The organism is Couchioplanes caeruleus (assembly GCF_023499255.1).
Classification (GTDB): domain Bacteria; phylum Actinomycetota; class Actinomycetes; order Mycobacteriales; family Micromonosporaceae; genus Actinoplanes; species Actinoplanes caeruleus_A.
Map to the genome: position 1 here is coordinate 2,900,539 of NZ_CP092183.1, position 23,390 is coordinate 2,923,928.

The following is a 23,390-nucleotide window of genomic DNA, read 5'->3' on the forward strand; positions in this document are numbered from 1 at the left end:
CGCACCCCGCTCGCGGAAGCTAGTCGATCGTGTGACCGCCGTTCACCGTGATCCGCTCGCCGGTGACGAAGCGGGCGGCGTCGCTGACCACGAAGGCGACCACGTCGGCGATGTCCTCCGGGGTGCCCATGCGGCCGAGCGGCACGTCGCGGACGTACCCGGCGCTGTCCTCGGCCGTGACCACGCCGTGCCGCTCGACCGGGATCCAGCCGGGCGCCACCACGTTCACCGTGACGCCGTGCCGGCCCAGCTCGCGGGCCCACGTGCGGGCGAGGCCGATCTGGGCGCCCTTCGCCGCGTTGTACGCCGAGGCGCCCGGCAGCGCCCGCTCGAACGAGTCGGAGCCGATGTGCACGATGCGGCCGGTGCCGAGCCGGCGCATGCCGGGCAGGGTCGCCTGCAGCAGTAGCGTGGGGCTCTTGACGAAGAAGACGAGCTGATCGAGGTGGTCCTGCCAGCTCACCTCCTCGGCCGCGACGAGCGGCTGCGGGCCGGTCGCGTTGGCGACCACGGCCTGCACCGGGCCGAGCCGCGACTCGATCTCCGCCACCATGGCCGGGACGGCGCGCTCGTCGGTCACGTCGGCGCGGAAGGCGGCCGCCCGCCCGCCGGCCGCCTCGATGGCGGCGACCACGCGGCCCGCCCCGGCCTCGTCGGAGTGGTAGTTCACCGCGACCGGCCAGCCGTCGGCGGCCAGGCGGCGGGCGATCTGCGCGCCCAGACCCCGCGACGCCCCGGTGACCAGGGCACTCCCGGCGATCGTCATGTCATTCTCCCGTCGTACCGTCGAGCAGCTCGCGGACCGCGTCGGCGTGGCCGGCATGGCGGGCCGTCTCGTTGATCAAGTGCAGGAGCACGAAGCGTAGATCGGTGCCGTCGCCCCACCGGCACGGCGTCGCGAGATCGGCCAGGGAACGGACCGCGGCGTCGGTCGCCCCGGCCCGCCGGCGGTACGCGGCGAGCGCATCCTCGATCCCCAGGCCGGCCGGGGCGTACTCGGACTCGTCCTTGCCGGTGTCGGCGCCGAGCATCTGCCCGTCGATCCAGCGCCACTCCACGTGGGTGAGGTGGTTGACGATGCCGACGAGCGGCAGCAGCCGGCCGTCGGGGCGCCAGCGGGCCTGCTCGTCGGTGATCCCGGACGCCTTGCGCAGCACCGCGCCGCGAAGGAACGCCAGCCAGCGCAGGTGCAGCTCGAGCTCGTCGGGCGTGCCGGACGGGAAGGGGGCGGTCATGCCACGCCGAGCCCGCCCACGACGGTGACCTCCCGGCCGGTGAACTCGCCGGTGAGCAGGGGCATCGCCTTGGCGATCGCCGCCTTCGTCTCCGGGAGGCGCAGCGAGTCGTCGTGGTGCTGCTTGCTCTGCCACGCCTCGGTGACGTGGATCAGGTCGGCGTCGGCGTCGTCGACGCTCACCACGTACAGCAGGCAGCCTGCGTCGCGCAGGCCGTCGGTCCCGCCGAGCAGGATCTGCACGACCTCGTCGCGGTTGCCGGGGGTCGCGCGCATCGCCGCCAGATAGCCGTATGCCACCAGTGCCTCCTGTGCATCGATCGTCGGGCAGTGGACATTACCGGCTCCCAGGGACCGTTCAGGTGGGTCACATAGGGTGCGTGGCGAGGGGAGTACCTCGACAGATCGTCCCGGTCAGTACGGGTCCTGCAGGCCAGGAGCCCCGGGCGGTCGCCCGTCGCACGCGGCGGGTGAGGGAGACCTCAGACGATCATTCGTGTCTGAGGAGACCCCATGCTGGATTCGATCGGCTCGCCCCTGCTCTGGACCGTCACGGTGGCGATCCTGGTGGTGCTGCTGGCGGTCGACTTCGCGGTGACCCGCCGGCCGCACGACGTGCCGATGCGCGAGGCGGTCGGCTGGACGGTCTTCTACCTGGCGTTGCCCGTCGTGTTCGGGCTGGTGATGTGGCCGCTGTACGGCGGCGACGTGTCGGTCGAGTTCTTCACCGGCTGGGTGGTGGAGAAGTCGCTGTCCGTGGACAACCTGTTCGTGTTCATGCTTCTGCTCACCGCGTTCGCCGTACCGTCCGCTCTCGCCCAGCGGGTGTTGCTCTACGGCATCGTCGGCGCGCTGGTCCTGCGGGCCGTGTTCATCGCGCTGGGCGCCGCGGTGATCAGCGCGGGCAGCTGGGCGTTCCTGCTGTTCGGCGCGATCCTGCTGGTGACCGCCGCCAAGGTGATGCGGGACGCGGTGTCCGGGCACGCGCAGCAGGTCGACATCGGCAGCATGCGCAGCGTCAAGCTGCTGAGCCGGCTGATGCCGGTGACCCGGGAGTACCACGGCGCCAAGCTGACCGTGCGCTCGGCGGGCCGGCGGGCGCTGACCCCGATGGCGCTGGTCGTGGTCGCCGTGTTCATGACCGACATCGTGTTCGCGGTGGACTCCGTCCCGGCCGTGTACGGCGTGACCGACGACCCGTACATCGTGTTCGCGACCAACGCGTTCGCCCTGCTCGGCCTGCGCGCGCTGTACTTCGTGCTGCCCAACGCGCTGAGCAAGCTGCGCCACCTCAACCACGGCCTGGCCGTGATCCTCGGCTTCATCGGCGTGAAGCTCGTGCTGCACTGGGCGCACACGGTGTGGTCGTGGGCCCCGGAGGTGCCGACGCCGCTGTCGCTGGTGGTGATCCTGGGCGTGCTGCTCACCGTGACCGCCACGAGCGTGGCGGCGAACCGGCGCGAGGCCGCCACGCCCGCCGCCCCGGACAAGGTCGGCGCGGGGAGCTAACCCGGGGTCGGTGCGGCCACGGGGCTGCGGTGGCCGGCGCGGTCCACTGCCCGTACGCCGAAGAAGACGTTGTCCTTCGACAGGTCGATCGTCACCGTGGTCACGTTGCCCACCGGCAGGACGTGCTGCCAGTCCGGGGCCGTCGTCTCGCGCCACACCACCTCGTACTCCGCGAGGTCCGCCGCCGTCGACGGCTGCCAGCGCAGCGTCGTGTCGTTGGTCAGGCGGGTGGTGTCGATGACCACGCCCTTGGGGGTGCCCGGCGCCTGGGCGAGCGACCACAGCGCCGCCGCATTGACCCGGGCCACGCGGGCGATGTACCAGAAGTCGCAGAACGTGACGAGGTCGCCGTACTGGATGCCGTTCTCGACCCGCACGTCCTGGTGCTCGTGGGCGAAGTTCTCCCGCGGCTCGGTGAAGCGCGCCGCCGGGTAGCCGCGCAGCAGGAACGAGATGTGGTCGCTGCCGCGCAGGTACCGGTCGCGGCGCCAGACGACGCGGACCTTCATACCGGTCTGCGGGTTCTCCGCGACGTCGCGGACGAAGCGGCCCAGCTGCCGCGACGGGCCGTCGTTCTCGCCGCCGACCGACTGCCGGGTCGAGGCCTGCGCGGGGGTCTCGGACGTGGGCACGCCCTCGACGAAGAGCCGGACCGTACGCGGGTCCGCGGCCGTCCCGTCGTGCGCGTCGCCGGTGCCCACGATGTCGTTGCTGAACATGGCCTGGACGTCGGCGCCGGCGTCCTTGAACTGCTCCGCGAGACGGTCGGAGCCGTACAGGCCCTGTTCCTCGCCGGCGACCGCGGCGAACACGATCGTGGCCTCGGTGCGCCGGGCGGCCATCACCCGCGCGACCTCCATGATCGCGGCGACCCCGGACGCGTCGTCGTCGGCGCCGGGCGCGTCGCTGGTGGCGTCCATGACGTCGGACGCCCGCGAGTCGTAGTGGCCGGTCACCACGTACACCCGGCCGGGGTCGCCGTCCCCGCGCAGGGTGGCGACGACGTTGGTGATCCGGGTCGGCTCCGGGATCCGCGACGCCGGCGGCTGGATGAACGACTGCAGCTCGACGGTCATCCGCCCGCCGGACTCGGCCGCGTACCGGCGGAACTGCTCGTGGATCCAGTCCCGGGCCGCGCCGATCCCGCGCTCGGGGTCGTCCTGGCTGGACAGTGTGTGCCGGGTGCCGAACGCGGCGAGGCGGGCCACGGTCGCCCCGATGCGGTGCGGATCGATCTCGCGCAGCAGCGACCTGAGCTCATGGTCGGGGTGCTGTCCGTGCAGCCCGGCGGCGTGCGCGGCGCGCCCCAGCACAGGGGTGGCGGCGACGGCGGCGGAGGCCGACAGGAACGCGCGTCGCGAGGACAGAGCCGGCACCTGCGGGGGCCGTTCGCGCTGATCCGTCATACCTGTGCATGGTTGTCCACTAAAGACCAGATGTCCATGCTCATCGATGTCAGATCTTTTGCCGTCGCTCGGATGGGTTCAGGAGCGCAGGTAGCGCAGGACGGCGAGGACGCGCCGGTGATCCGTACGGGCCTGTGGCAGGTCCAGTTTGGTGAAGATCGCGGTGACGTGTTTCTCCACGCTGCGCTCGGCGAGGTGCAGCGTCTCCGCGATGGCCACGTTGGACCGGCCCTCGGCGAGCAGGCCCAGGATCTCGCGTTCGCGCGCCGACAGCCGGGACAGCCCCGGGTCGACGGCGGGCGCGGCCAGCAGCTGCCGGACGACCTCGGGGTCGAGGGCCGTGCCGCCCTCGGCGACGCGCTGCAGGGCGCCCACGAACTCGTCCGTGCTGACGATCCGGTCCTTGAGGAGGTAGCCGACCCGGCCGGTGTTCTCCGACAGCAGCCGCCGCGCGTAGCTGGTCTCGACCCACTGGGAGAACACCAGGACCGCGATCTCCGGGTACGCCGACCGGATCGTGAGCGCGGCGCGCAGACCCTCGTCGGTGTGCGTGGGCGGCATGCGTACGTCCACCACGGCCGCGTCGGGCTGCTCGGCCGCGACCACCCGCAGCAGCTCGCCGGCGTCGGCGACGGCCCCGACCACCTCGATGCCGTGCTCGCCGAGCAGCAGCGCGACGCCGCGGCGCAGCAGCGCGTTGTCCTCGGCGATCACGACCCGCAGTGCGCTCATCCGGCCTCCCCGGGCAGCTTCATCGTGACCGTGGTCGGCCCGCCGGCCGGTGACTCGACGTGCAGGCTGCCGTCGAGCGCGGCGGCCCGGCGCGCGAGGCCGCTCAGCCCGGTGCCCGAGGCCTGCCCGGGCCCGGCGCCGCCGCACCCGTCGTCGCTGACCGTCAGCGTGAGCCACGGCCCCTGCTCGCGGACGGTGATCGACGCCCGCGTCGCCGAGGCGTGCCGGGCGATGTTGGTGAGCAGCTCGGCCACCGCGAAGTACAGCGCCGACGCCGTGGCGTCCGGCGGCCGGCGCGGGAGGTCGACGGTGAGCGTCGCCGGGACGGCGCTGCGGGCGGCGAGGGTGGACAGTGCCACCTCGAGGCCGTCGTCCAGGGCGGGCGGGTGCAGGCCGCGGACGATGTCGCGCAGCTCGGTGAGCGCCTCGGTCACCGTGCCGCGGGCGTCGCCGGCGAGCGCGCGGACCTGCTCCTCGGTGCTGCGGCGTTCGATCCGGGCCAGCGCCACGCCGAGCGAGACCAGGCGGGCCTGGGTGCCGTCGTGCAGGTCGCGTTCGACCCGCCGGAGCAGCGCCGCCGCGTCCTCCTGCAGGGCGGCGCGGCCGGCCTCGAGCTGGGCGATGCGCCGGGCCGCGGGCGTCGGCCGCAGCAGCGCGCGGACCAGCAGGCCGTCGAGGAGCACGACGAGGCGCAGCACCCACGGCAGCACGAGCAGGACGGCGGCGCCCTGCAGCGCCCTCCACCAGGTGCCCGGCCAGGTCGCGGCCCCGTACCAGAACTCGTCGGGTGCGACGAACCACCAGAGCGGGTACGTGACCGCGACCAGGCCGGTGAACAGCCCGGCGACCGCGCTGTACGCGCCCGTGTAGACCAGCGGGAACCGCAGGAAGCAGTACGCCAGCGCCCGCCAGGCCGTCGAGTCGCCGAGCAGCCCCACGACCCGCCGGACCCGGGTGGCTCCCGCGGGCGGGGGCGGCGACGGCCAGGTCCAGCCGAGGAGGCGCCGCGCCGGCGCCCGGAAGTAGCGCGGGGTGAGCCGGGCCAGGGCCAGCACGCCGATCAGCAGGGCCAGGCCGAAGATGACGACCGACAGTGCCGAGGCGACCAGGCCCAGCACGGCCAGCGCGAACGTGGGCAGGCTGAGCACGGCCCCGGTGAGCACGAAGGCCAGCTCCCGCCACGTGCGGGAGCTGAGCCAGGCGCGCAGCACGATCACCCGGCCACCTCGACGGGCGGGCGGCGCAACGCGACGGCCGCCGGCAGCACGGTGCCCGCGAGGACCAGGACGGCCGTACCGGCGATGCCCGCCGCGAGCCAGCTCCCGGGCAGCCACGGCCGCCAGGTGCCCAGGGCCGTGTGCAGCAGCGGCAGCAGGGTCACCGCCGCCACCACCGTGGCGACCACGAGCGCTGTGCCGGTCACCAGGAGAGCCTCGCAGACGACGACGGCGAGCGTACGCCCGCGGGTCCCGCCGGCGAGCCGGGTGACCGCCAGGTCCCGCCGCCGCGCGAGGATCGTGGTGATGAGCGTGTTGAGCGCGGCGATCGCGGCGAAGGCGGTGTACGCGCCGGTGCCCGAGAACTCGAGCCAGCGATCCGCGGCGGGAGCGACGACCCCGGTGACGTGGGTGGTCGTCGCGGTACGGGTCAGGTTGACCCCGGCGAACGCGATGGCGAGGGTGAGCGGCACCAGCGCGCCCGACAGGCCCCGGGCGTGCACCGCGAGCGTGTCCGCCGCCAGCCGGCCGGTGTCACCGAGGAGGCGCGCCACGGGCGCGGCGACCCGCAGCAGTGCCGGGCCGAGCAGGCCGGCGCCCGTACACATCGCCAGCATGACGAACAGGCCGGCCTGGTCGGCGGTCCCGGCGTCGAGGCCGGCGACGAACACGGAGAGCACCGTGCCGCCGGTGACGAGGAGCAGGCCGGCGGCGGTGCGGGTCACGCCGATGCGCAGCCGGGGAGCCGCGCTGTCGGCGAGCGCCACGGCGGGGCGTACCCGCGACGGCCGGATCGCGGCGATCATCGCGCTGAGCAGGGACGTGCCCATGGTGACCGCCAGCGCGACGGGCAGAGCTCCGCCGTGCATCCGGAAGGTCACCTCGGCGGGGACCAGGCCGTGGCCGACGAAGCCGCCGACCCACGCCCGGCCGCAGAGCACGCCCACGGGCACGCCCACGAGCGTGGCCGGTACGGCGACCAGCGCGGCCTGGGCGGCCACGGCCCGGCGGACCCGCGCGGGGGTGGCGCCGACGGCCCGGACCAGCGCGATGTCACGGGCCTGGTGCCGGATCGCCGAGCTCATGGTGACGCCGACGATGAGCATCGACAGGTAGATGGAGCTCATCAGGAACAGCAGCCCGATGTCCGCGACGCCGCTGTCGGTCAGGGCCTGCCGCTGCTCGGGCCGCAGCGGCGCGGCGTCCAGCGAGGCCATCAGGCAGAGCCCGGCGGTGACCAGGGCGGCCGCGAGGCACTGGGTGGCCGCGGGGCCGAGGAAGGACCAGGGGTTGCGCCGCAGCGCCTGGCGGATCACGCGGGCACCCGGGAGACGCCGCGCAGGTGCTCGGCGATGGCCTCGGCCTGCGGCGTGGGACCGTCGGCGACGACGACGCCGTCGCGCAGCAGCACCAGCCGGTCGCTCCAGGCGGCGGCGACCGGATCGTGCGTGACCATGAGCACGCTCACCCGGTCCAGGTCCGCGGCCGTCCGCAGCAGCCCGAGGATCTGCGCGCCGGTGGTCGGGTCGAGCGCCCCCGTCGGCTCGTCCGCGAAGATCACCGCCGGCCCGGTGACGAGCGCGCGGGCCACCGCTACGCGCTGCCGCTGGCCGCCGGAGAGCTCACCCACCGGCCGCCGCCCCAGCCCGCCGAGCCCCACCGCCTCGAGCACCTCGTCGACGGGACGCGCCCGCGGGCCGCCGAGGCGGGCGGGCAGCGCGACGTTCTGGCGTACGGTCAGCTCGGAGAGCAGGTTGTACGACTGGAAGACGAAGCCGACCCGGTCCCGGCGCAGCCGGGTGAGCGCCGCCTCCCGCAGCCGGGTGACGTCGCGGCCGGCCAGGCGCACCCGTCCGGAGGTGGGGCGGTCGAGGCCGGCGGCGCAGTGCAGCAGCGTGCTCTTGCCGGAGCCGGTCGCGCCCATCACGGCGACGAACTGGCCGGCCGGCACGTCGAGGGACACGTCGCGCAGGGCGAGCACGCCGCGCGGATAACGCCGGGACACGGCGGTCAGGGACACCACGGATTCCATGCGTCCACCCTCGCGTCCCCGCGCGGCCCGCGCAGCCGGGCCAGCCCGCCGGCGGGGGGTACGGCTAACCGCACCAGGGCTCAGGAGCTGACCGCGACCTCGACGCCGCCCTCGTGCGGGCCGAGGAACACCGGGTCGCGCCCCGACACCACGTCGAGCAGCGCCTTGACCACCGCGCCGCGCTCGCGGACCACGCTGTTGCGCCATGGCTCCTCGTACACGCGGACGCTGTCGTCGGCCACGCCGGAGGCGTCCACGCCGAGCCTGCGGCACAGGGCCACCGCGCGGTCGATGTGGTACGTCTGCGTCACCACGATCGCCTTGTCCACGCCGAAGACCCGCTTGGCCCGGGCACACGAGTCGTACGTGTCGAAGCCGGCGTGGTCCAGCACGACGCGGGCGCTGGGCACGCCGTGGCCGACGAGCCACTCGAACATCGCGCCGGGCTCGTTGTAGCCCCACTCCCGATGGTCGCCGGAGACGAGGATCGCCTTCACCTTGCCCGCGGCGAGCAGTTCCCGGGCGAGCTCGAGGCGGGCGGCGAGGAACGGCGAGGGGCTGCCGTCGGCGTACACCTCCGCGCCGAGCACGAGGGCGACGGGCGCGTCCGGCGCGTCGTCCACCGAGGTGACGTGGCCGTGGGCGGCCGCGCGCACCCACAGGTCGCCGGCGGCCATGGCCAGCACCGACGCCGCCACGGCCAGCGCTCCGGCAACGACGATCTTCCTGAGGTAGGCGAGCACGGGGCGAGAATGCCAGGCCCGCGCAACCGGGGCATCATGGGGGTGATGATCTCCCTTTACCGCATCGCCGCCGGCGACGACCCGCTGCTGCTGTGGGCCTCGCAGGACATGCGGGCCGGCGTACGCGCCTGGGCGCTGGGCGAGGCGGCCGCGGTGGCCTGCCCGGACGTGTCCCGCCGCGACCGCCTGGCGCTGCGTGGCGCGCCGGCCGACGTCGCCGCGCTCGTGGACCGCATCCGCCCCGAGGTCGCCGGCTACCACGCGGTCGGGGACCAGGACCTCATCGAGGCGATCCCGGGCCTGGTCGTGGAGGGCCGGTTCGGCTGGATGGACACCACCGCGCCGACGGGCCCGCCGCCCCGGTACGAGCCGCGCTGGCTGGACGACGACGCCGAGGTCGCCGCGTTCCTCGACGAGCACCATCCCGGCTCGTACGCGTACCCGGGCGGCACCGGCGTGACGAGGTGGGCCGGCATCCGCGCGGGGACCGGGGAGCTGCTGGCCGTGGGCGCCGACGCGTGGTCCGTGGCGGAGATCGGTTTCATCGCCGGGGTGGCCACCCGTACCGACGCGCGGGGGAGGGGCTTCGGGCGCGACCTCTGCGCGTTCCTCACCGACGAGCTGATCGCCGGACGGGGACGGGTGGCGCTGTTCGTGGACCACTGGAACGCCGCGGCGGTCCGCACGTACGAGAAGCTCGGCTACACGATGCGCCGGATCGCCGCGGCGACGTTTCAGGACCGCCAGGAGTGCTCCGGCTCGTAGCCCAGCACGCGCCGGGCCTTGTCGATCGACAGCAGCGTCTCGTGCTCGCCGAGCTCCCTGGTCACCGGTACGCCCGGGAACACCTCGGCCGCCAGCGACGCGCTGGTACGGCTCATCACCGTGTCGGCGTTGGCGATGATGAACACCTCTGTGCCCGTACCCTCGAACTCCAGGGCCTTGCGGACCGCCTGCGCGCCGTCGCGGGCGTCGATGTAGCCCCACAGGTTCCAGCTGCGGCTGCGCGGGTCGGCGTCGAACGACGGGAACTGCGCGTAGTCCTCCGGGTCCATGACGTTGGAGAACCGCAGGCCGATCATCTTCAGCTCGGGGTTCCACCGGCAGAACTGCGCGGCCATCTGCTCTTCCAGGTGCTTGACCAGCGAGTACGTCGACTCGGGTCGCGCCGGGTACTCCTCGTCGACCGGGATGTACGGCGGCGGCGTGGTGAACGGCAGCCCGAGCACCGTCTCGCTGGACGCCCACACGACGTTCGTGATGCCCGCCAGCTTCGCCGCCTGGAACACGTTGAAGGTGGCGAGCATGTTGTTGTGGAACGTCGCGGCGTTGGGGAGCAGGCCGGGCGCGGGGATCGCCGCGAGGTGCACGACCGCGTCGACGGACCCGTACCGGTCGTCGATGCCGGTGAGCGCCTCCGCCGTCTGGCCGTAGTCGGTCAGGTCGATGCGGGTCTGCGGCGGACGCCCGGTGAGGTCCAGGTTCACCACCTCGTAGCCGTGCTCGCCCAGATGGGCGACCACCGCCCGGCCCAGCTTGCCGTTACCCCCGGTGACCGCGACCCGCGTCATGTCAGCCCTCTCTCCACGTTCGCCCGCAACAGCTGCCAGCATTCCTCGTCCTCCGGGTTCCCGCTGTGCGGGCGGCGGAACCGGTGCAGGTCGACGCAGAGGTCGTTGATCAGCCAGCGGCGCCGGTACAGCTCGAGCATCCCCGGCTCGGCGCGGACGCCGGTGGCGGCGGTGTACCCGGTGAGGTCGCCGCCGAGCAGCCACAGGTCGCGCTCGGGCGGGGCGAGCAGCGCGGTCTCCCAGTCGATCAGCTTCCAGCCGTCGGCCGCGCGCATCGTGTTGCCCGGGTGCGGCTCGCCGTGGGTCAGCACCGACCGTGACCGGTCGGCCGATGCCGCGAGCTCGTCGTAACGGTCCAGCTCAGCCCGGATCCGCGCCGCGTGCGCCCCGATCAACCGGGCGGCGGGCGCGGCGAACGGGCCGGTGCCCGCCACGTTGCCGCCGGTCAGGGTCGCTTCCAGCCCGTCACGGTGGGGGATCGTGAAGTCGTCGGCGGCCGCGGCGCGGCCGGCCGCCGACGGCGCGGTGTGCACCGCGACGAGCATGTCGAGGACGGCGGCCCGGTGACTCTCCGCCGGCCAGTCGCCCCAGGAAAAGCTTTCACCCCATATGTACGGGTACAGCGCCCCCGCATATTTCTCGCCGACACGCTGCACGGGTCGCACCGGCGCCACCACGAACGGCAGGCGCAACGCCGACGCGGCGTCGAACGCCCGCCGCAGCCGTTCGAACGAGGCGCCGGGCCGGCCGGCGTCGAGCTCGTCCACGGTCAGGAACCAGCGCGTGCCGTCGACGCCCGTGGCCGTCCAGTGGTGGCTGCCCCAGCCCACCGGCGCGTACTCCAGCTCGGCCAGCGCGAACGCCTCCCGCAGCAGGCCCTCGGGCAGATCGGCGGGAGGCGTCAACACGGCCGTCGGGCCCTACGAGATCCGGAACCGCGCGCGCAGCAGGTTCTTCGTGCGCGAGTTCGGCCCCACGAGCAGGTCGAAGTCGCCGGGCTCGACGACGCGCCGGCCGTCCGCGGTCACCAGCGTGCAGTCGGCGGCGGCGACAGCGATGTCAACGGTGACGCTCTCGCCGGGCGCCACGGACACCTGCCGGTACGCCTTGAGCTCCTTCGCCGCCCACGTGACGCTGGTGACGAGGTCGCTGATGTACGCCTGCACGGTCTCCAGCGCCGGGCGGCTGCCGGTGTTCGTCAGCCGTACGCTCGCCCGTACCGTGCCGTCCGGGGCCACGTCCGGCTCGGCGATTGCCAGGTCGGCGTACTCGACCGTGGTGTAGCTCAGGCCCTCGCCGAACGCGAACAGCGGGTCCTGGGTGAGGTCGGCGTACCGGTTGCCGTGCTGCCCGCGGATCTGGTTGTAGTAGATCGGCTGCTGGCCGACGTGCCGCGCGGCGGACAGCGGCATGCGCCCGGTGGGCTCGATGTGGCCGAGCAGGAGCTCCGCCACCGCCCGGCCGCCGCGCATGCCGGGGTTGAACGCCTGCACGATGGCGGACGCGCGCAGCGCCGACGGCGGCAGCGCGGCGGGCTTCGAGTTGATGAGCACGACGACGGTGGGCGTACCCGTCTCGGCGAGGGCGTCGAGCAGCGCGATCTGACCGCCCTGCAGTTCCAGCGTCGCGGTGGACTTGCTCTCGCCGGTGAGCGCGACCGTGTCGCCGACCACCACGACGGCGTAGTCGGCGGCCCGTGCCACCGCGACCGCCTCGGCGATCATCGCCGGGTCGGCCTCCGCGGGGCGCGAGATCGGCGGCCGCGGCTGCCCGTCGCGGTAGAACTCGCCCTGCGGGTCGGGGACCAGCTTCTCGATGTCCGCGCCGCGGGCGGTGGTGACCGTCCAGTCCGCGGGGGCGACGGCCCGGAAGCCGTCGAGCACGGTCTCGATCAGCTCGCGCGGCTGGCCGTCGGGCATCCAGTCGACCTGGCCGGAGGCGCCGGCCCAGTCGCCGAGCTGCGACTGCGGGGCGTCGGCGTTGGGGCCGATGATCGCGACGGTCCGCGGCTCGCCGGCGGGCAGCGGCAGGGTGCCGTCGTTGGCGAGCAGCACCAGCGACCGGCGGGCCACCTCGAGGTTGAGCGCGGCGTGGTCCGGGTGCCCGATGACCGCCGCCTGCCGCTGTGCGTCCGGGGCCCGCGGGTTCTCGAACAGGCCGAGCCGGAACTTCAGCCGCAGGATCCGGCGTACGGCGGCATCGATCTCCTCCTCGGCCAGCAGGCCGCGCTCGACCGCGGTCTGCGCACCCTCGAAGAACGCGGGGGTGGTCATGACCAGGTCGTTGCCGGCGCGGACGGCGACGGCCGCGGCCTCCACCGCGTCCGCGCACACCTTCTGCTCCCAGACCATGCGCCCGACGTTGTCCCAGTCGGTGACGAGCGTGCCGGTGAAGCCCCACTCCTCCTTGAGCACGTCGTTGAGCAGCCACTTGTTCGCGGTGATCGGCACGCCGTCGATGGACTGGTAGCCCAGCATGAAGATGCTGCAGCCCTCCTTGGCCACCCGCTCGAACGGCGGCAGGAACCAGGCGCGCAGCTTGCGCGGGCTCAGGTCGGCCTCGCTGGCGTCGCGGCCGCCCTGGGTCTCCGAGTAGCCGGCGAAGTGCTTGGCCGTCGCGAGCACCGCGGTCGGGTCGCTCAAGCCGTTGCCCTGATAGCCACGGACCATCGCGGAGCCGAGCTCGCCGATCAGGAACGGGTCCTCGCCGAACGTCTCGTCGACCCGGCCCCAGCGCAGGTCCCGGGTGATGCAGAGCACGGGGGAGAAGGTCCAGTGGATGCCCGTCGCGGAGACCTCGACCGCGGTGACCCGGGCGACCCGCTCGGCCAGCCCCGCGTCCCAGGTGGCGGCCATGGCGAGCTGGGTGGGGAAGACGGTGGCGCCGGGCCAGAAGCCGTGCCCGTGGATGCAGTCCTCGGCGGTGATCAGCGGGATGCCGAGCCGGGTGCCCGCCGCCAGGTCGATCGCCTCGAGCATGCGCTGCGGCGAGGCGTGCAGGATCGATCCGGCCAGGCGCGTGCTGACGGCGTCCTTGAGGTCCCGCCGCGCGTCGAGCTGGAGCATCTGCCCGACCTTCTCGGCCAGCGTCATCCGGCCCAGCAGGTCCTCGACCCGCTGGTCGACACTGAGCGAGGGATCACGGTACGGGTCGTCAGGGGCCACGACACTCCTTCGGTCCGACCGCGCGACACACGGTCTCCGAGCTGCAACACATCGGTAAGCGTCGGAAGTGTCGCACAGCCCGGAACCGGTACCGGCGTCCGCGGGGGTCGGATCTTTGGTCAATGAGTACCGGAACCGGCGGGAACCGGAGTTTTCGGGACGGCTCAGACGCCGACCGGCCTCAGGCTCACGCGCCGGGATTGCGCCGGCTCAGCCCACGGCATCGCTGTCGTCGATGCTCGGCACCTCGACGCCCACCGCGGTCAGCGCGTCGAGGCGGTCCCCGGCGGCGCGCTTCTCGGCCTCGGCGAGCGTCGCGTACTCGACCTGTACGGAAGGGTCCTCGAGGTCCTCGACACGGTCGAAGAAGCGCTGGGTCGCCCGGACGGCCTCGGCGTACGCGGCGGCGGTCTCCCGGATGCGCAGCAGATCCTGATCAGCCATGCCGACAGTTCTACCCCCGATCGGCCCGCCAACTCCGCAACGGCTCGGGCATGTCGAGCCCGGCGAACGACGGCGGCCAATCGGCGGCGGTGTATCCGGCGTCCAGGTCGACGTGGTGCAGCTCCAGCTCGGTCAGCCGCCGCAGCAGCACCTGACTCCTGGGGAACGGATCGACGCCCGGAACGGACACCACGTCGTCCCATCGCTCCGGCGGCACGCCCAGCACGGTCGCCCGGAAGGCCTCCGCGGTCGCCGCGACGTCGCCGACGAGCTCGGCGGCCGTGCGATCCGAGCCGGCCTCGATGTCGGCGTTGCGCGCCTGCCGGCTCGCGTACGGCGGCTCGTCGACGAGGATGTTGCGCAACGCCTCCCCGCCCCGGGCCAGGTGCGCGAGCACGTAGGCGCGGCTCCAGCCGGGCAGCAGCGACGGCTGCCGGAGGTCCGCGTCGGTGAACCGGCCGGCCGTCTCCAGCAGCCGGGCGGTCGCCTGCTCGATGTCGTTCAGCATGGGACCGACCCTAAGGGCCCGTCCCGGCCGTCGGCTCCACGACCGGGTCCCGGGCGGGCCGGGCGACGAGGGCCGCGGTTCCCAGAGCGACGGCGAACAGCAGCACGCCGAGGAAACTGCACCCGAAGCCGTACGTGACGGACAGCGCCCAGAACGGTTTGCCGGGCGCGTCGCGGGTGATCGTCTGCATGACGAGCGCCGCGTACCCGAGGATGGTCTGCGGCAGCAGCAGGACCAGCGCGAATCCGGCGGTGCCCACGGTCAGCGCCCGGACGGTGCCGCCCGCGTCCTCGGTGCGGCGGCTCGCCCAGCCGGTGAGCAACCAGCCGATGAGACCGCCCGCGAGCAGTCCCAGCCCGGCGGCCGCGGGGACGCGGGCGGGCGTGACCCGTGCCGCAGCACGTCGGCGGTCTCGCGTACGGTCGGCCGCCGCCGATCGGCGGGTGCCGCCTCCAGCAGCGTGCCGAGGAGCTCCGTGCGGCGCCGGCCCGGCGGGTACGCCCGCACCAGGAGCCGGTATCGCGCCTCCAGCCGGCTCATGCGGTGGCCGGGTCCAGGTGCGGCCGGGCGGCGAGCTGGCGCGTCGCCGTCCGTGCGTTGCGGCTCAGCCGTTCGGCCTCGGCGGTCACGGCGGAGATCCCGCCACTGGTGAGGCGGTAGTAGCGGCGGTCGCGACCGTCCACCTTCTCCTCGTGGTCCACCTCGACCAGCCCTTCGGCCTCGAGGCGGTCGAGTGCCGCGTACAGCGTGCCGGCCTGGAGGGTGACCTGCCCCTCGGACAGGACGGCGGCCTCCCGGATGATCCCGTAACCGTGCAGGGGGCGGCTGACCAGAGCGGTCAGGATCCAGAAGGTGGGCTCGCGCATCGCGTGGGGCATGCCGGGAACACAAAGACTATCTGACTATGGGTCAAGCCGCGGCCGTCCCGCTGAGCGGGAGCCGGGTGACACGAGCTTGCTCACGGATGGCACCCGTTATACGGTTCTCTGCATAGTCATGCGGAGGTGGGTATGGGAATCCGGGTCGCTGTGGCCGGGGCCAGTGGATATGCCGGGGGTGAGCTGCTGCGCCTGATCGCCGGCCACCCCGAGCTCGACCTCGTGGCCGCCACGGCGCACACGCAGGCGGGTACGCCCGTCGCGGCCGTGCACCCGCAGCTCGCGGGGTTGGACCTGACGCTCGGGGCCACCGATGCCGTCACCTTGAGCGACGCCGACCTCGTCTTCCTCGCGCTCCCGCACGGGCAGTCGGCGGCCCTCGCCGCGCAGCTGCCCGGCGGGGTGAAGATCGTCGACCTGGGCGCGGACTTCCGGTTGCGCGACGCCGCGGCCTGGGAGCGCTACTACGGCGGCGCGCACGCCGGCACGTGGACGTACGGCCTCCCCGAGCTGCCCGGGCAGCGCGAGGCGGCCGCCGCCAGCGACCGGGTCGCCAACACCGGCTGCTACGCGGCCACGATCACGCTCGCCCTCGCCCCGCTGATCGCCGCCGGGGTCGCCGATCCCGCCGACGTCGTGGTGGTCGCCGCCTCCGGCACGTCCGGGGCCGGCCGGGCGGCGAAGGTGAACCTGCTCGGCAGCGAGGTGATGGGTGACCTGTCGCCGTACAAGGTGGGTGCCCACCAGCACGTGCCGGAGATCAAGCAGGCCACCGGCGCCGACTCGCTGTCCCTGACGCCGGTGCTGGCCCCGATGCCGCGCGGGATCCTCGCGACCGTCACGGCGAAGCCGATCGGGCGTACGCACCCGCGCGACGTGCTGGCCGCGGCGTACGCGGACGAGCCGTTCGTGCACCTGCTGCCGGAGGGCGCCTGGCCGCACACCGCGGCGACGCTCGGATCCAACTCGTGCCACCTGCAGGCGACGCTGGACGTCGACTCCGGGCGCATCGTCGTGGTCAGCGCGCTGGACAACCTCGGCAAGGGCGCCGCCGCGCAGGCCGTACAGTGCGCCAACCTGATGCTCGGCCTGCCCGAGACGGCCGGCCTGTCGGTGTTCGGGGTGGCGCCGTGACCGTCACCGCCCCCAAGGGTTTCCGCGCCTCCGGCGTCGCCGCCGGGCTCAAGGCCAGCGGCGGGCCGGACGTGGCGCTCGTCGTCAACGACGGGCCCGACGCGACCGTCGCCGGCGTGTTCACCGGCAACCGGGTCAAGGCCGCGCCGGTGCTGTGGAGCCAGCAGGTGCTCAAGGGCGGCGTGATCCGCGCCGTCGTGCTGAACTCCGGCGGCGCCAACGCGTGCACCGGCACGCAGGGCTTCCGCGACACCCACGCCACCGCCGAGCACGTCGCCTCGGTGCTGCGTGGCGGGCCGAAGCCGCTGCTCATCGGGGCCGGCGACGTCGCGGTCTGCTCCACCGGCCTGATCGGTGAGCTGCTGCCGATGGACAAGCTGCTGCCCGGCGTCACCGCGGCGGTCAAGCAGCTCGGCCCGGACGGCGGCGAGGCCGCGGCGACGGCGATCATGACCACCGACACGGTCGCCAAGAACGTGCACGTGGTCCAGGAGGGCTGGTCGGTCGGCGGGATCGCCAAGGGCGCCGGGATGCTCGCCCCCGCCCTGGCCACCATGCTCGTCGTGCTGACCACGGACGCGGTCGCCGGCTCGGAGGCGCTCGACACCGCGCTGCGCGAGGCCACCCGGGTGACGTTCGACCGCATCGACGCCGACGGCTGCATGTCCACCAACGACACCGTCCTGCTGCTGGCCAGCGGCGCCTCGGACGTGCAGCCCAGCCAGGAGGAGCTGACCGCCGCGGTCACCGCCGCCTGCCACGACCTCGCGCAGCAGCTCATCGCCGACGCGGAGGGCGCGACCAAGCACGTCGCGATCCAGGTGCTGGGCGCCGCCAGCGAGGCCGACGCGGTCGAGGTCGGCCGGTCGGTGGCGGGGAACAACCTGGTCAAGACCGCGCTGTTCGGCAACGACCCCAACTGGGGCCGCATCCTCGCCGCCGTGGGTACGACCGGCGCGGCGTTCACCCCGGACCGCATCGACGTGGGCGTGAACGGCGTGTGGGTGTGCAAGGGCGGCGCCGCCGCGGAGGACCGGTCCAAGGTGGATCTGCGTGGCCGGGACGTCACGATCCAGGTGCACCTGCACGAGGGGGAGATGGACGCGACGATCTGGACCACGGATCTGAGCCACGCGTACGTGCACGAGAACTCGGCGTACAGCACATGACCCCGCAGGAGAAGGCGGCCGTCCTCATCGAGTCGCTGCCGTGGCTGGAACGCTTCCACGGCTCGACCGTCGTCATCAAGTACGGCGGCAACGCGATGATCAAGCCGGAGCTGCAGCGCGCGTTCGCGGCCGACATGGTCTTCCTGCGGTACGCCGGCATCAAACCCGTCGTGGTGCACGGCGGCGGCCCGCAGATCTCGGCCATGCTCGGCAGGCTCGGCATCGAGAGCGAGTTCCGCGGCGGCCTGCGCGTCACCACGCCCGAGGCGATGGACGTCGTGCGCATGGTGCTCGTCGGCCAGGTCGGGCGCGAGCTCGTCGGGCTGATCAACGAGCACGGCCCGTTCGCCGTGGGCCTGTCCGGCGAGGACGCGCGGCTTTTCACCGCCGTACGCCGGCACGCGGTCGTCGACGGTGAGCCGGTCGACATCGGCCAGGTCGGCGACGTGGCGTCCGTGGACACCTCGGCCGTCGACGACCTCATCGCCGCCGGGCGCATCCCGGTCGTCGCCACCGTCGCGCCCGACGCCGACGGGGTGGTGCACAACGTCAACGCCGACACCGCCGCGGCCGCGCTGGCCGTCGCGCTCGGCGCCCGCAAGCTGGTCGTGCTCACCGACGTGCCCGGCCTTTACACCAACTGGCCGGACACGTCGTCGCTCACCTCGCAGATCGACGCCGACGCGCTGGCGAAGCTGCTGCCGGGCCTCGAGTCCGGGATGGCGCCCAAGATGGAGGCCTGCCTGCGCGCCGTGCAGGGCGGGGTGCCCGCCGCGCACGTCGTCGACGGCCGGGTCCCGCACTCGACGCTGCTCGAAGTCTTCACCTCGGAAGGATTCGGAACGATGGTGGTCCCCTCATGAGCGGTCTCGTCGAACGCTGGCAGCAGAGCCTGATGAACAACTACGGCACCCCGTCGCTGGCGCTGGTCAGCGGGTCGGGCGCGGTGCTGACCGCCGAGGACGGCACGCAGTACGTCGACCTGCTCGGCGGCATCGCGGTCAACGCGCTCGGGCACGCCCACCCCGCCGTGGTGCAGGCCGTCACCCAGCAGATCTCCACGCTCGGGCACGTCTCCAACTTCTACGTCGCCGAGCCGCCGGTCGCCCTCGCCGAGCTGCTGCTGGCGCTCGCGGGCCGGCCCGGCCGGGTCGTGTTCGGCAACTCCGGCGCGGAGGCCAACGAGGCCGCGTTCAAGCTGTCCCGCCTCACCGGACGCACCCACGTCGTCTCGACCCACGGCGGCTTCCACGGCCGCACGATGGGTGCGCTCGCGCTGACCGGCCAGCCCGCGAAGGCGGACCCGTTCCGGCCGCTGCCGGGAGACGTCACCCATGTCCCGTACGGCGACAGCGAAGCGCTGCGGTCCGCGGTGACGGACGCGACCGCCATGGTGATCCTCGAGCCGATCCAGGGCGAGATGGGTGTCGTCGTCCCGCCGCCCGGCTACCTCGCCGCCGCCCGGGAGATCTGTACGCGTACCGGCGCGCTGCTGGTCCTCGACGAGGTGCAGACCGGCATCGGGCGTACCGGGCACTGGTTCCACCACCAGAGCGAGGGCGTCGAGCCGGACGTGGTGACGCTCGCCAAGGGCCTCGGTGGCGGCCTGCCGATCGGCGCCTGCATGGCGTTCGGCGCGGCGGCCGACCTGTTCGGCCCCGGCTCGCACGGCACCACCTTCGGCGGCAACCCGATCAGCTGCGCCGCGGGCCTCGCGGTGATCCGGACGATCGCGGGCGAGGGGCTGCTCGACCACGTCAAGCGGGTCGGCGAGCTGATCCGCCGCGGCATCGAGGGGCTGAACCACCCGCTGGTCTCCGGCGTCCGCGGCGCCGGGCTGCTGCTGGGCATCGTGCTGACCGAGAACGCGTCCGCGGAGCTCGCGGGCAGGCTGCGCGACAAGGGCTTCCTCGTCAACGCCGTACAGCCGGACGCGATCCGGCTCGCGCCACCCCTCATCCTGACCAGCGAGCAGGCTGAGTCCTTCGTCGCCGCCTTCCGGGAGGTTCTCCCATGACCCGCCATTTCCTGCGTGACGACGACCTGAGCCCCGCCGAGCAGGCGGAGGTGCTGGAGCTGGCGGCCGCGATGAAGGCCGACCGCTTCGGCCACCGGCCACTGGACGGGCCGAAGACGGTCGCGGTGTTCTTCGACAAGGTGAGCCTGCGGACCCGGCTGTCGTTCGAGGCCGGCATCTGCGAGCTGGGCGGCAACGCGATCATCGTGGACACCCAGGCGACGCACTTCGGCCGGGGCGAGTCGCTCGCCGACGCCGGGCGGGTCGTCTCCCGGTACGCCGCGGCCATGGTCTTCCGCACCTCCGGCGACGAGCGCCTCGCCGAGCTGGCCTCCGACGTGCACGTGCCCGTGGTCAACGCGCTCACCGACGGCTTCCACCCCTGCCAGCTGCTCGCCGACCTGCAGACGATCCGGGAGCGGCTGGGTGGCACGGCCGGCCGGACCCTCACGTACGTCGGGGACGCGGCGAACAACATGGCGCACTCCTATCTGCTGGCCGGGGCGACCGCGGACATGCACGTACGGGTCGCCGGGCCGGCCGGGTTCGACCCCGATCCCGTGGTGGTGGCCCGGGCCCAGGAGATCGCCGCCGGCACCGGGGGCTCGGTGAGCGTGCTGCGGGACCCGTACGAGGCCGCGAAGGGCGCCGACGTGCTGGCCACCGACGCGTGGACCTCCATGGGCCAGGAGGACGACGGGATCGACCGGCGTACGCCGTTCTGGCCGTACCAGATCAACCAGGACCTGCTCGCCGCGGCCGCGCCCGGCGCGATCGTGCTGCACTGCCTGCCCGCGCACCGCGGTGAGGAGATCACCGACGAGGTGATGGACGGCCCGCAGAGCGCGGTCTTCGACCAGGCCGAGAACCGCCTGCACGCGCAGAAGGCGCTGCTGGCCTGGCTGCTGGCGGCCTCCTCCTCATGACCGGGCCGGGCACCCGCGCGGCGCGGCACGCGCGCATCGTCGACCTCGTCCGCGACAAGGCCGTACGGTCCCAGACCGAGCTGGCCGAGCTGCTGGCGCTCGACGGCGTGCAGGTCACCCAGGCCACCCTGTCGCGGGACCTCGAGGAGTTGCGGGCCGTCAAAGCCGGCGGCGTCTACGTCATCCCCGAGGACGGCCTGCCGCCGCTGCGCCCGGTCGAGCAGGCCCCGGCCCGGCTGGTCCGGCTGCTGCGCGAGCTGCTGAACTCGGTGGACGTCAGCGGCAACCTGGTGGTGCTGCGAGTGCCGCCGGGCGCCGCGCAGTTCCTGGCCAGCGCGCTGGACCGCTCGGGGCTGCCCGACGTCGTGGGCACCATCGCCGGGGACGACACGATCCTGGTGGTGGCCCGCGAGCCGTCCACCGACACCGGGTCGGGGGCCCGGCTCGCCGAGAAGCTGACGGCCTGGAGCCGTACGGACAACGAAGGGACCCTGCCGTGATCGCGCAGCAGCCCGCCGTCGAGGCCTTCTTCCCGGGCTTCGCCGACAACATGCAGAAGCTCCAGGCCCGCGGGCTCGAGTTCTACCTGGCCTCCAACGACACGCTGCGCCCGTTCCTCAACGAGGCGCCGTACGGCCACAAGCTCACCTGGCTGGACTTCACCGAGACCACCGGCGACAAGGGCTGGGACACCGGCGAGTTCCTCAACCTGTTCAACGTGATCAACGGCATCGCGTTCGGCGACCGCGGCATCCCCATGCCGCAGTGGGTGATGGTCGACCTCATCCTCATGCCGTCGGCCGCGGTGATCGCCGCGCTGCCCCAGGCGCAGTTCACCGAGACGCTGGAGACCAGCGCGTTCGACGAGGACGCCAAGCGGCACCTGCGCGCGGTCTTCGACAAGGTGAAGCAGAGCGACTACAACGGCCCGATCCCGATCGGCGGCTACTGCGCGGCGCCCAGCGCGGCCCCCGGCACCTGGGTCGGCTGGTCGCTGTGGTCGGTGATGACCAACGCCGGGCTGGGCCGCGCGCTCAAGGCCCTGGCGCTCTCGGTCTACCAGGCCCGCAAGCTCGACGGCGTCACCCAGTACGACAACACCGCGCTGCGCGTGCACACCCGCTTCGGCCGGCTGCACATCCTGGTCGCGACCGTGCCGTTCCACACCTCGCCCGGCTCGTTCGTCTACGAGAACGACTTCACGGTGCCCGTGGCCGAGCGCGAGCCGGAGCCCACGTTCCTGCTCGACCCGTTCGACTACGAGCGCCAGCGCGCCATGCAGAAGGCCATCGAGGCCCGGCAGTCCACCTACTACGTGCTCGCCCCCGGCCACCTCACGAAGGATGGGACGTCGTACGTGCCGATCCTCGAACTCCCGTACTCGCCCGAAGGAAACTGATGTCCAAGCGCAAGATCGTCCTCGCGTTCTCCGGCGGCCTCGACACCTCGTACGCCCTGGTGTCCCTGCGTGAGCAGGGCTGGGAGGTGCTGACCGCCAACATCGACACCGGTGGCCTGCACAGCGGCGAGGCCGACGTGGTCCGCAAGCGCGCCGAGGAGCTGGGCGCGGCGCAGCACTTCGTCATCGACGCCCGCGAGGAGCTCTACGCCCGCGTCATCACGTACGCGATCAAGGCCAACTACCTGCGCAACGGCGGCTACCCGTCGTGCGTGGGCGCCGAGCGGCTGGTGCAGGCCGAGAAGGTCGTGCAGGCGGCGATCGACAACGGCGCGGACGCGGTGGCCCACGGCTCCACCGGCGCCGGCGCCGACCACGTGCGCTACGACTCGGTGATCCGCGCGCTCGCCCCGCAGATGGAGATCATCACGCCGATCCGCGACGAGCGGCTGACCCGCGAGTACGAGCGCGACTACCTGCGCGAGCGCGGCTTCGAGACGCCCGAGAAGGTCACCACCTACTCGATCAACGAGGGCCTGATCGGCACGTCGATCGGCGGCAAGGAGACGTACGGCTCCTGGGACTACCTGCCCGAGGACGCGTGGACGTACACGAAGTCGATCGCGGACGCACCCGCCGACGGCGTCGAGCTGATCCTCGGCTTCGACAAGGGCGAGGTCGTCTCCGCGACCACGGCCGACGGCACGCCGATCGAGGGCACCGGCCCGGACGCGCCCAACTACGCGATCCTGCGCGCGCTCAACGTGCTCGCGGCCGAGCACGGCGTGGGCCGCGGCATCCACATGGGCTCGACGATGGTCGGCAACCTCGCCCGCGTCGGCTTCGAGGCCCCCGGCATGCTCACGCTGATCGCCGCGCACCGCGAGCTCGAGCGCCTCGTGCTCAGCAACCGGCAGCAGGCCACCAAGGCCCAGCTCGGCAACACCTACGGCGACCTGCTGCACGAGGCCGTCTACTACGACCCGATCCTCGACGACTTCCGCGCGTTCCTGGACAGCAGCCAGCAGCGCGTCACCGGCGAGGTCCGAATCAAGCTGATCAAGGGCAACGTGATCCCGCTGGGCAGCCGCAGCCCGCACAGCCTGCTGGACGCGGCCACCCGCCAGGGCGTCGTCTACGGCTACGGCTCGTCGCTGTGGACGGGCGAGCAGGCCCGAGCCTTCGCCCACATGTACGCCATCCCCGGCGCCATTCAGAAGAACGCTGTGTAGATGGCTGTTACATGGCCTCGCTGCGCTCGGCGGGCACTGCGCCCCGGCAACGACGGGCGCAGTGCGACGCTGGTT

General features: G+C 73.2%; 26 protein-coding genes. 10 read left to right on the top strand and 16 right to left on the bottom strand.

All coding sequences use genetic code 11. The features are described from left to right. Positions 1 to 19 precede the first annotated feature (19 nt). Genes COUCH_RS13595 through COUCH_RS13605 form a run of 3 tightly spaced genes read right to left on the bottom strand, consistent with a single transcriptional unit; the run spans position 20 to position 1,534 of the window. Complete coding sequence (locus COUCH_RS13595) at positions 20 to 766, bottom strand: SDR family oxidoreductase (protein WP_249612433.1); 747 nt, start codon at positions 764 to 766, stop codon at positions 20 to 22. A gap of 1 nt (position 767) precedes the next feature. Continuing rightward, positions 768 to 1,235: a DUF664 domain-containing protein gene (locus COUCH_RS13600; RefSeq protein ID WP_249612434.1), complete on the bottom strand. Its 468-nt coding sequence runs from the start codon at positions 1,233 to 1,235 to the stop codon at positions 768 to 770. Next, positions 1,232 to 1,534, bottom strand: a complete 303-nt coding sequence (locus tag COUCH_RS13605; RefSeq protein WP_249612435.1) for a putative quinol monooxygenase — start codon at positions 1,532 to 1,534, stop codon at positions 1,232 to 1,234. Before COUCH_RS13605 ends, COUCH_RS13600 begins: the two co-directional genes overlap by 4 nt. Before the next feature lie 213 nt (positions 1,535 to 1,747). Between COUCH_RS13605 and COUCH_RS13610 the strand changes: the two genes are divergently transcribed. Further along, entirely contained in the window at positions 1,748 to 2,743 is a 996-nt protein-coding gene (locus tag COUCH_RS13610; RefSeq protein WP_249612436.1) for a TerC/Alx family metal homeostasis membrane protein, read from the top strand. On the opposite strand, the gene COUCH_RS13615 is transcribed toward COUCH_RS13610, so the two are convergent. From COUCH_RS13615 to COUCH_RS13640, 6 genes are all read right to left on the bottom strand, one after another. Continuing rightward, positions 2,740 to 4,149 carry a M20/M25/M40 family metallo-hydrolase gene (locus tag COUCH_RS13615; RefSeq protein WP_249612437.1) on the bottom strand — a complete coding sequence of 470 codons (1,410 nt, stop codon included), beginning with the start codon at positions 4,147 to 4,149 and terminating at the stop codon, positions 2,740 to 2,742. The genes COUCH_RS13610 and COUCH_RS13615 overlap by 4 nt on opposite strands. 78 nt (positions 4,150 to 4,227) lie before the next feature. Then, entirely contained in the window at positions 4,228 to 4,872 is a 645-nt protein-coding gene (locus COUCH_RS13620; protein ID WP_249613693.1) for a response regulator transcription factor, read from the bottom strand. A 5-nt stretch (positions 4,873 to 4,877) separates the two neighbouring features. Beyond that, entirely contained in the window at positions 4,878 to 6,098 is a 1,221-nt protein-coding gene (locus COUCH_RS13625; RefSeq protein WP_249612438.1) for a sensor histidine kinase, read from the bottom strand. Further along, entirely contained in the window at positions 6,095 to 7,414 is a 1,320-nt protein-coding gene (locus COUCH_RS13630; protein ID WP_249612439.1) for an ABC transporter permease, read from the bottom strand. The genes COUCH_RS13625 and COUCH_RS13630 overlap by 4 nt, the downstream gene beginning before the upstream one ends. Next, positions 7,411 to 8,130 carry an ABC transporter ATP-binding protein gene (locus COUCH_RS13635; RefSeq protein ID WP_249612440.1) on the bottom strand — a complete coding sequence of 240 codons (720 nt, stop codon included), beginning with the start codon at positions 8,128 to 8,130 and terminating at the stop codon, positions 7,411 to 7,413. Before COUCH_RS13635 ends, COUCH_RS13630 begins: the two co-directional genes overlap by 4 nt. A gap of 80 nt (positions 8,131 to 8,210) precedes the next feature. Further along, positions 8,211 to 8,873, bottom strand: coding sequence for a SanA/YdcF family protein (locus COUCH_RS13640; protein ID WP_249612441.1), 663 nt, complete (start codon positions 8,871 to 8,873; stop codon positions 8,211 to 8,213). 45 nt (positions 8,874 to 8,918) lie between these two features. On the opposite strand from COUCH_RS13640, the gene COUCH_RS13645 reads away from it, so the two are divergent. Further along, positions 8,919 to 9,638 carry a GNAT family N-acetyltransferase gene (locus tag COUCH_RS13645; protein WP_249612442.1) on the top strand — a complete coding sequence of 240 codons (720 nt, stop codon included), beginning with the start codon at positions 8,919 to 8,921 and terminating at the stop codon, positions 9,636 to 9,638. On the opposite strand, the gene COUCH_RS13650 is transcribed toward COUCH_RS13645, so the two are convergent. The 7 genes from COUCH_RS13650 to COUCH_RS13680 all read right to left on the bottom strand — a co-directional run bounded on the left by COUCH_RS13650 (position 9,608) and on the right by COUCH_RS13680 (position 15,426). Beyond that, positions 9,608 to 10,444, bottom strand: coding sequence for an NAD-dependent epimerase/dehydratase family protein (locus tag COUCH_RS13650; RefSeq protein WP_249612443.1), 837 nt, complete (start codon positions 10,442 to 10,444; stop codon positions 9,608 to 9,610). The genes COUCH_RS13645 and COUCH_RS13650 overlap by 31 nt on opposite strands. Continuing rightward, positions 10,441 to 11,352 (bottom strand): phosphotransferase, encoded by a 912-nt coding sequence (locus COUCH_RS13655; protein WP_249612444.1) that lies wholly within the window; start codon positions 11,350 to 11,352, stop codon positions 10,441 to 10,443. Before COUCH_RS13655 ends, COUCH_RS13650 begins: the two co-directional genes overlap by 4 nt. Positions 11,353 to 11,364: 12 nt before the next feature. Then, positions 11,365 to 13,608: a glycoside hydrolase family 3 N-terminal domain-containing protein gene (locus COUCH_RS13660; RefSeq protein WP_249612445.1), complete on the bottom strand. Its 2,244-nt coding sequence runs from the start codon at positions 13,606 to 13,608 to the stop codon at positions 11,365 to 11,367. A gap of 210 nt (positions 13,609 to 13,818) precedes the next feature. Further along, positions 13,819 to 14,052 (bottom strand): hypothetical protein, encoded by a 234-nt coding sequence (locus COUCH_RS13665; RefSeq protein WP_249612446.1) that lies wholly within the window; start codon positions 14,050 to 14,052, stop codon positions 13,819 to 13,821. A 10-nt stretch (positions 14,053 to 14,062) separates the two neighbouring features. After that, positions 14,063 to 14,560: a maleylpyruvate isomerase N-terminal domain-containing protein gene (locus COUCH_RS13670; protein WP_249612447.1), complete on the bottom strand. Its 498-nt coding sequence runs from the start codon at positions 14,558 to 14,560 to the stop codon at positions 14,063 to 14,065. A gap of 10 nt (positions 14,561 to 14,570) precedes the next feature. After that, positions 14,571 to 14,882: a hypothetical protein gene (locus COUCH_RS13675; protein ID WP_249612448.1), complete on the bottom strand. Its 312-nt coding sequence runs from the start codon at positions 14,880 to 14,882 to the stop codon at positions 14,571 to 14,573. Between the two features lie 214 nt (positions 14,883 to 15,096). Next, the gene (locus COUCH_RS13680; RefSeq protein ID WP_430640931.1) at positions 15,097 to 15,426 is read right to left on the bottom strand and encodes a PadR family transcriptional regulator; all 330 of its coding nucleotides are present in this window, start codon (positions 15,424 to 15,426) and stop codon (positions 15,097 to 15,099) included. A gap of 144 nt (positions 15,427 to 15,570) precedes the next feature. Here COUCH_RS13680 and argC point away from each other — a divergent pair, with 144 nt between their 5' ends. The 8 genes from argC to argG are packed head-to-tail and all read left to right on the top strand — an operon-like array spanning position 15,571 to position 23,315. Continuing rightward, on the top strand, positions 15,571 to 16,572 hold the full coding sequence (gene argC, locus COUCH_RS13685; RefSeq protein WP_249612450.1) for an N-acetyl-gamma-glutamyl-phosphate reductase: 1,002 nt from the start codon (positions 15,571 to 15,573) through the stop codon (positions 16,570 to 16,572). Next, entirely contained in the window at positions 16,569 to 17,741 is a 1,173-nt protein-coding gene (gene argJ, locus COUCH_RS13690; protein WP_249612451.1) for a bifunctional glutamate N-acetyltransferase/amino-acid acetyltransferase ArgJ, read from the top strand. The genes argC and argJ overlap by 4 nt, the downstream gene beginning before the upstream one ends. Next, entirely contained in the window at positions 17,738 to 18,604 is an 867-nt protein-coding gene (gene argB / locus COUCH_RS13695; RefSeq protein ID WP_249612452.1) for an acetylglutamate kinase, read from the top strand. The genes argJ and argB overlap by 4 nt, the downstream gene beginning before the upstream one ends. Next, on the top strand, positions 18,601 to 19,758 hold the full coding sequence (locus COUCH_RS13700) for an acetylornithine transaminase (protein WP_249612453.1): 1,158 nt from the start codon (positions 18,601 to 18,603) through the stop codon (positions 19,756 to 19,758). The genes argB and COUCH_RS13700 overlap by 4 nt, the downstream gene beginning before the upstream one ends. Then, positions 19,755 to 20,684, top strand: coding sequence for an ornithine carbamoyltransferase (gene argF / locus COUCH_RS13705; RefSeq protein WP_249612454.1), 930 nt, complete (start codon positions 19,755 to 19,757; stop codon positions 20,682 to 20,684). The genes COUCH_RS13700 and argF overlap by 4 nt, the downstream gene beginning before the upstream one ends. Then, the gene (locus tag COUCH_RS13710; RefSeq protein WP_249612455.1) at positions 20,681 to 21,184 is read left to right on the top strand and encodes an arginine repressor; all 504 of its coding nucleotides are present in this window, start codon (positions 20,681 to 20,683) and stop codon (positions 21,182 to 21,184) included. Before argF ends, COUCH_RS13710 begins: the two co-directional genes overlap by 4 nt. Continuing rightward, positions 21,181 to 22,083 carry a hypothetical protein gene (locus tag COUCH_RS13715; RefSeq protein WP_249612456.1) on the top strand — a complete coding sequence of 301 codons (903 nt, stop codon included), beginning with the start codon at positions 21,181 to 21,183 and terminating at the stop codon, positions 22,081 to 22,083. The genes COUCH_RS13710 and COUCH_RS13715 overlap by 4 nt, the downstream gene beginning before the upstream one ends. Next, positions 22,083 to 23,315, top strand: a complete 1,233-nt coding sequence (argG, locus tag COUCH_RS13720) for an argininosuccinate synthase (RefSeq protein WP_249612457.1) — start codon at positions 22,083 to 22,085, stop codon at positions 23,313 to 23,315. The genes COUCH_RS13715 and argG overlap by 1 nt, the downstream gene beginning before the upstream one ends. Positions 23,316 to 23,390 lie beyond the last annotated feature (75 nt).

Excerpts from the sequence above, each read along its gene's own strand:
- COUCH_RS13595 (WP_249612433.1), bottom strand. The coding sequence starts at position 766 with ATGACGATCGCCGGGAGTGCCCTGGTCACCGGGGCGTCGCGGGGTCTG.
- COUCH_RS13600 (WP_249612434.1), bottom strand. The coding sequence starts at position 1,235 with ATGACCGCCCCCTTCCCGTCCGGCACGCCCGACGAGCTCGAGCTGCAC.
- COUCH_RS13610 (WP_249612436.1), top strand. The coding sequence starts at position 1,748 with ATGCTGGATTCGATCGGCTCGCCCCTGCTCTGGACCGTCACGGTGGCG.
- COUCH_RS13615 (WP_249612437.1), bottom strand. The coding sequence starts at position 4,149 with ATGACGGATCAGCGCGAACGGCCCCCGCAGGTGCCGGCTCTGTCCTCG.
- COUCH_RS13635 (WP_249612440.1), bottom strand. The coding sequence starts at position 8,130 with ATGGAATCCGTGGTGTCCCTGACCGCCGTGTCCCGGCGTTATCCGCGC.
- COUCH_RS13645 (WP_249612442.1), top strand. The coding sequence starts at position 8,919 with ATGATCTCCCTTTACCGCATCGCCGCCGGCGACGACCCGCTGCTGCTG.
- COUCH_RS13650 (WP_249612443.1), bottom strand. The coding sequence starts at position 10,444 with ATGACGCGGGTCGCGGTCACCGGGGGTAACGGCAAGCTGGGCCGGGCG.
- COUCH_RS13665 (WP_249612446.1), bottom strand. The coding sequence starts at position 14,052 with ATGGCTGATCAGGATCTGCTGCGCATCCGGGAGACCGCCGCCGCGTAC.
- COUCH_RS13670 (WP_249612447.1), bottom strand. The coding sequence starts at position 14,560 with ATGCTGAACGACATCGAGCAGGCGACCGCCCGGCTGCTGGAGACGGCC.
- COUCH_RS13680 (WP_430640931.1), bottom strand. The coding sequence starts at position 15,426 with ATGCGCGAGCCCACCTTCTGGATCCTGACCGCTCTGGTCAGCCGCCCC.
- argC (WP_249612450.1), top strand. The coding sequence starts at position 15,571 with ATGGGAATCCGGGTCGCTGTGGCCGGGGCCAGTGGATATGCCGGGGGT.
- argB (WP_249612452.1), top strand. The coding sequence starts at position 17,738 with ATGACCCCGCAGGAGAAGGCGGCCGTCCTCATCGAGTCGCTGCCGTGG.
- COUCH_RS13700 (WP_249612453.1), top strand. The coding sequence starts at position 18,601 with ATGAGCGGTCTCGTCGAACGCTGGCAGCAGAGCCTGATGAACAACTAC.
- argF (WP_249612454.1), top strand. The coding sequence starts at position 19,755 with ATGACCCGCCATTTCCTGCGTGACGACGACCTGAGCCCCGCCGAGCAG.
- COUCH_RS13710 (WP_249612455.1), top strand. The coding sequence starts at position 20,681 with ATGACCGGGCCGGGCACCCGCGCGGCGCGGCACGCGCGCATCGTCGAC.
- argG (WP_249612457.1), top strand. The coding sequence starts at position 22,083 with ATGTCCAAGCGCAAGATCGTCCTCGCGTTCTCCGGCGGCCTCGACACC.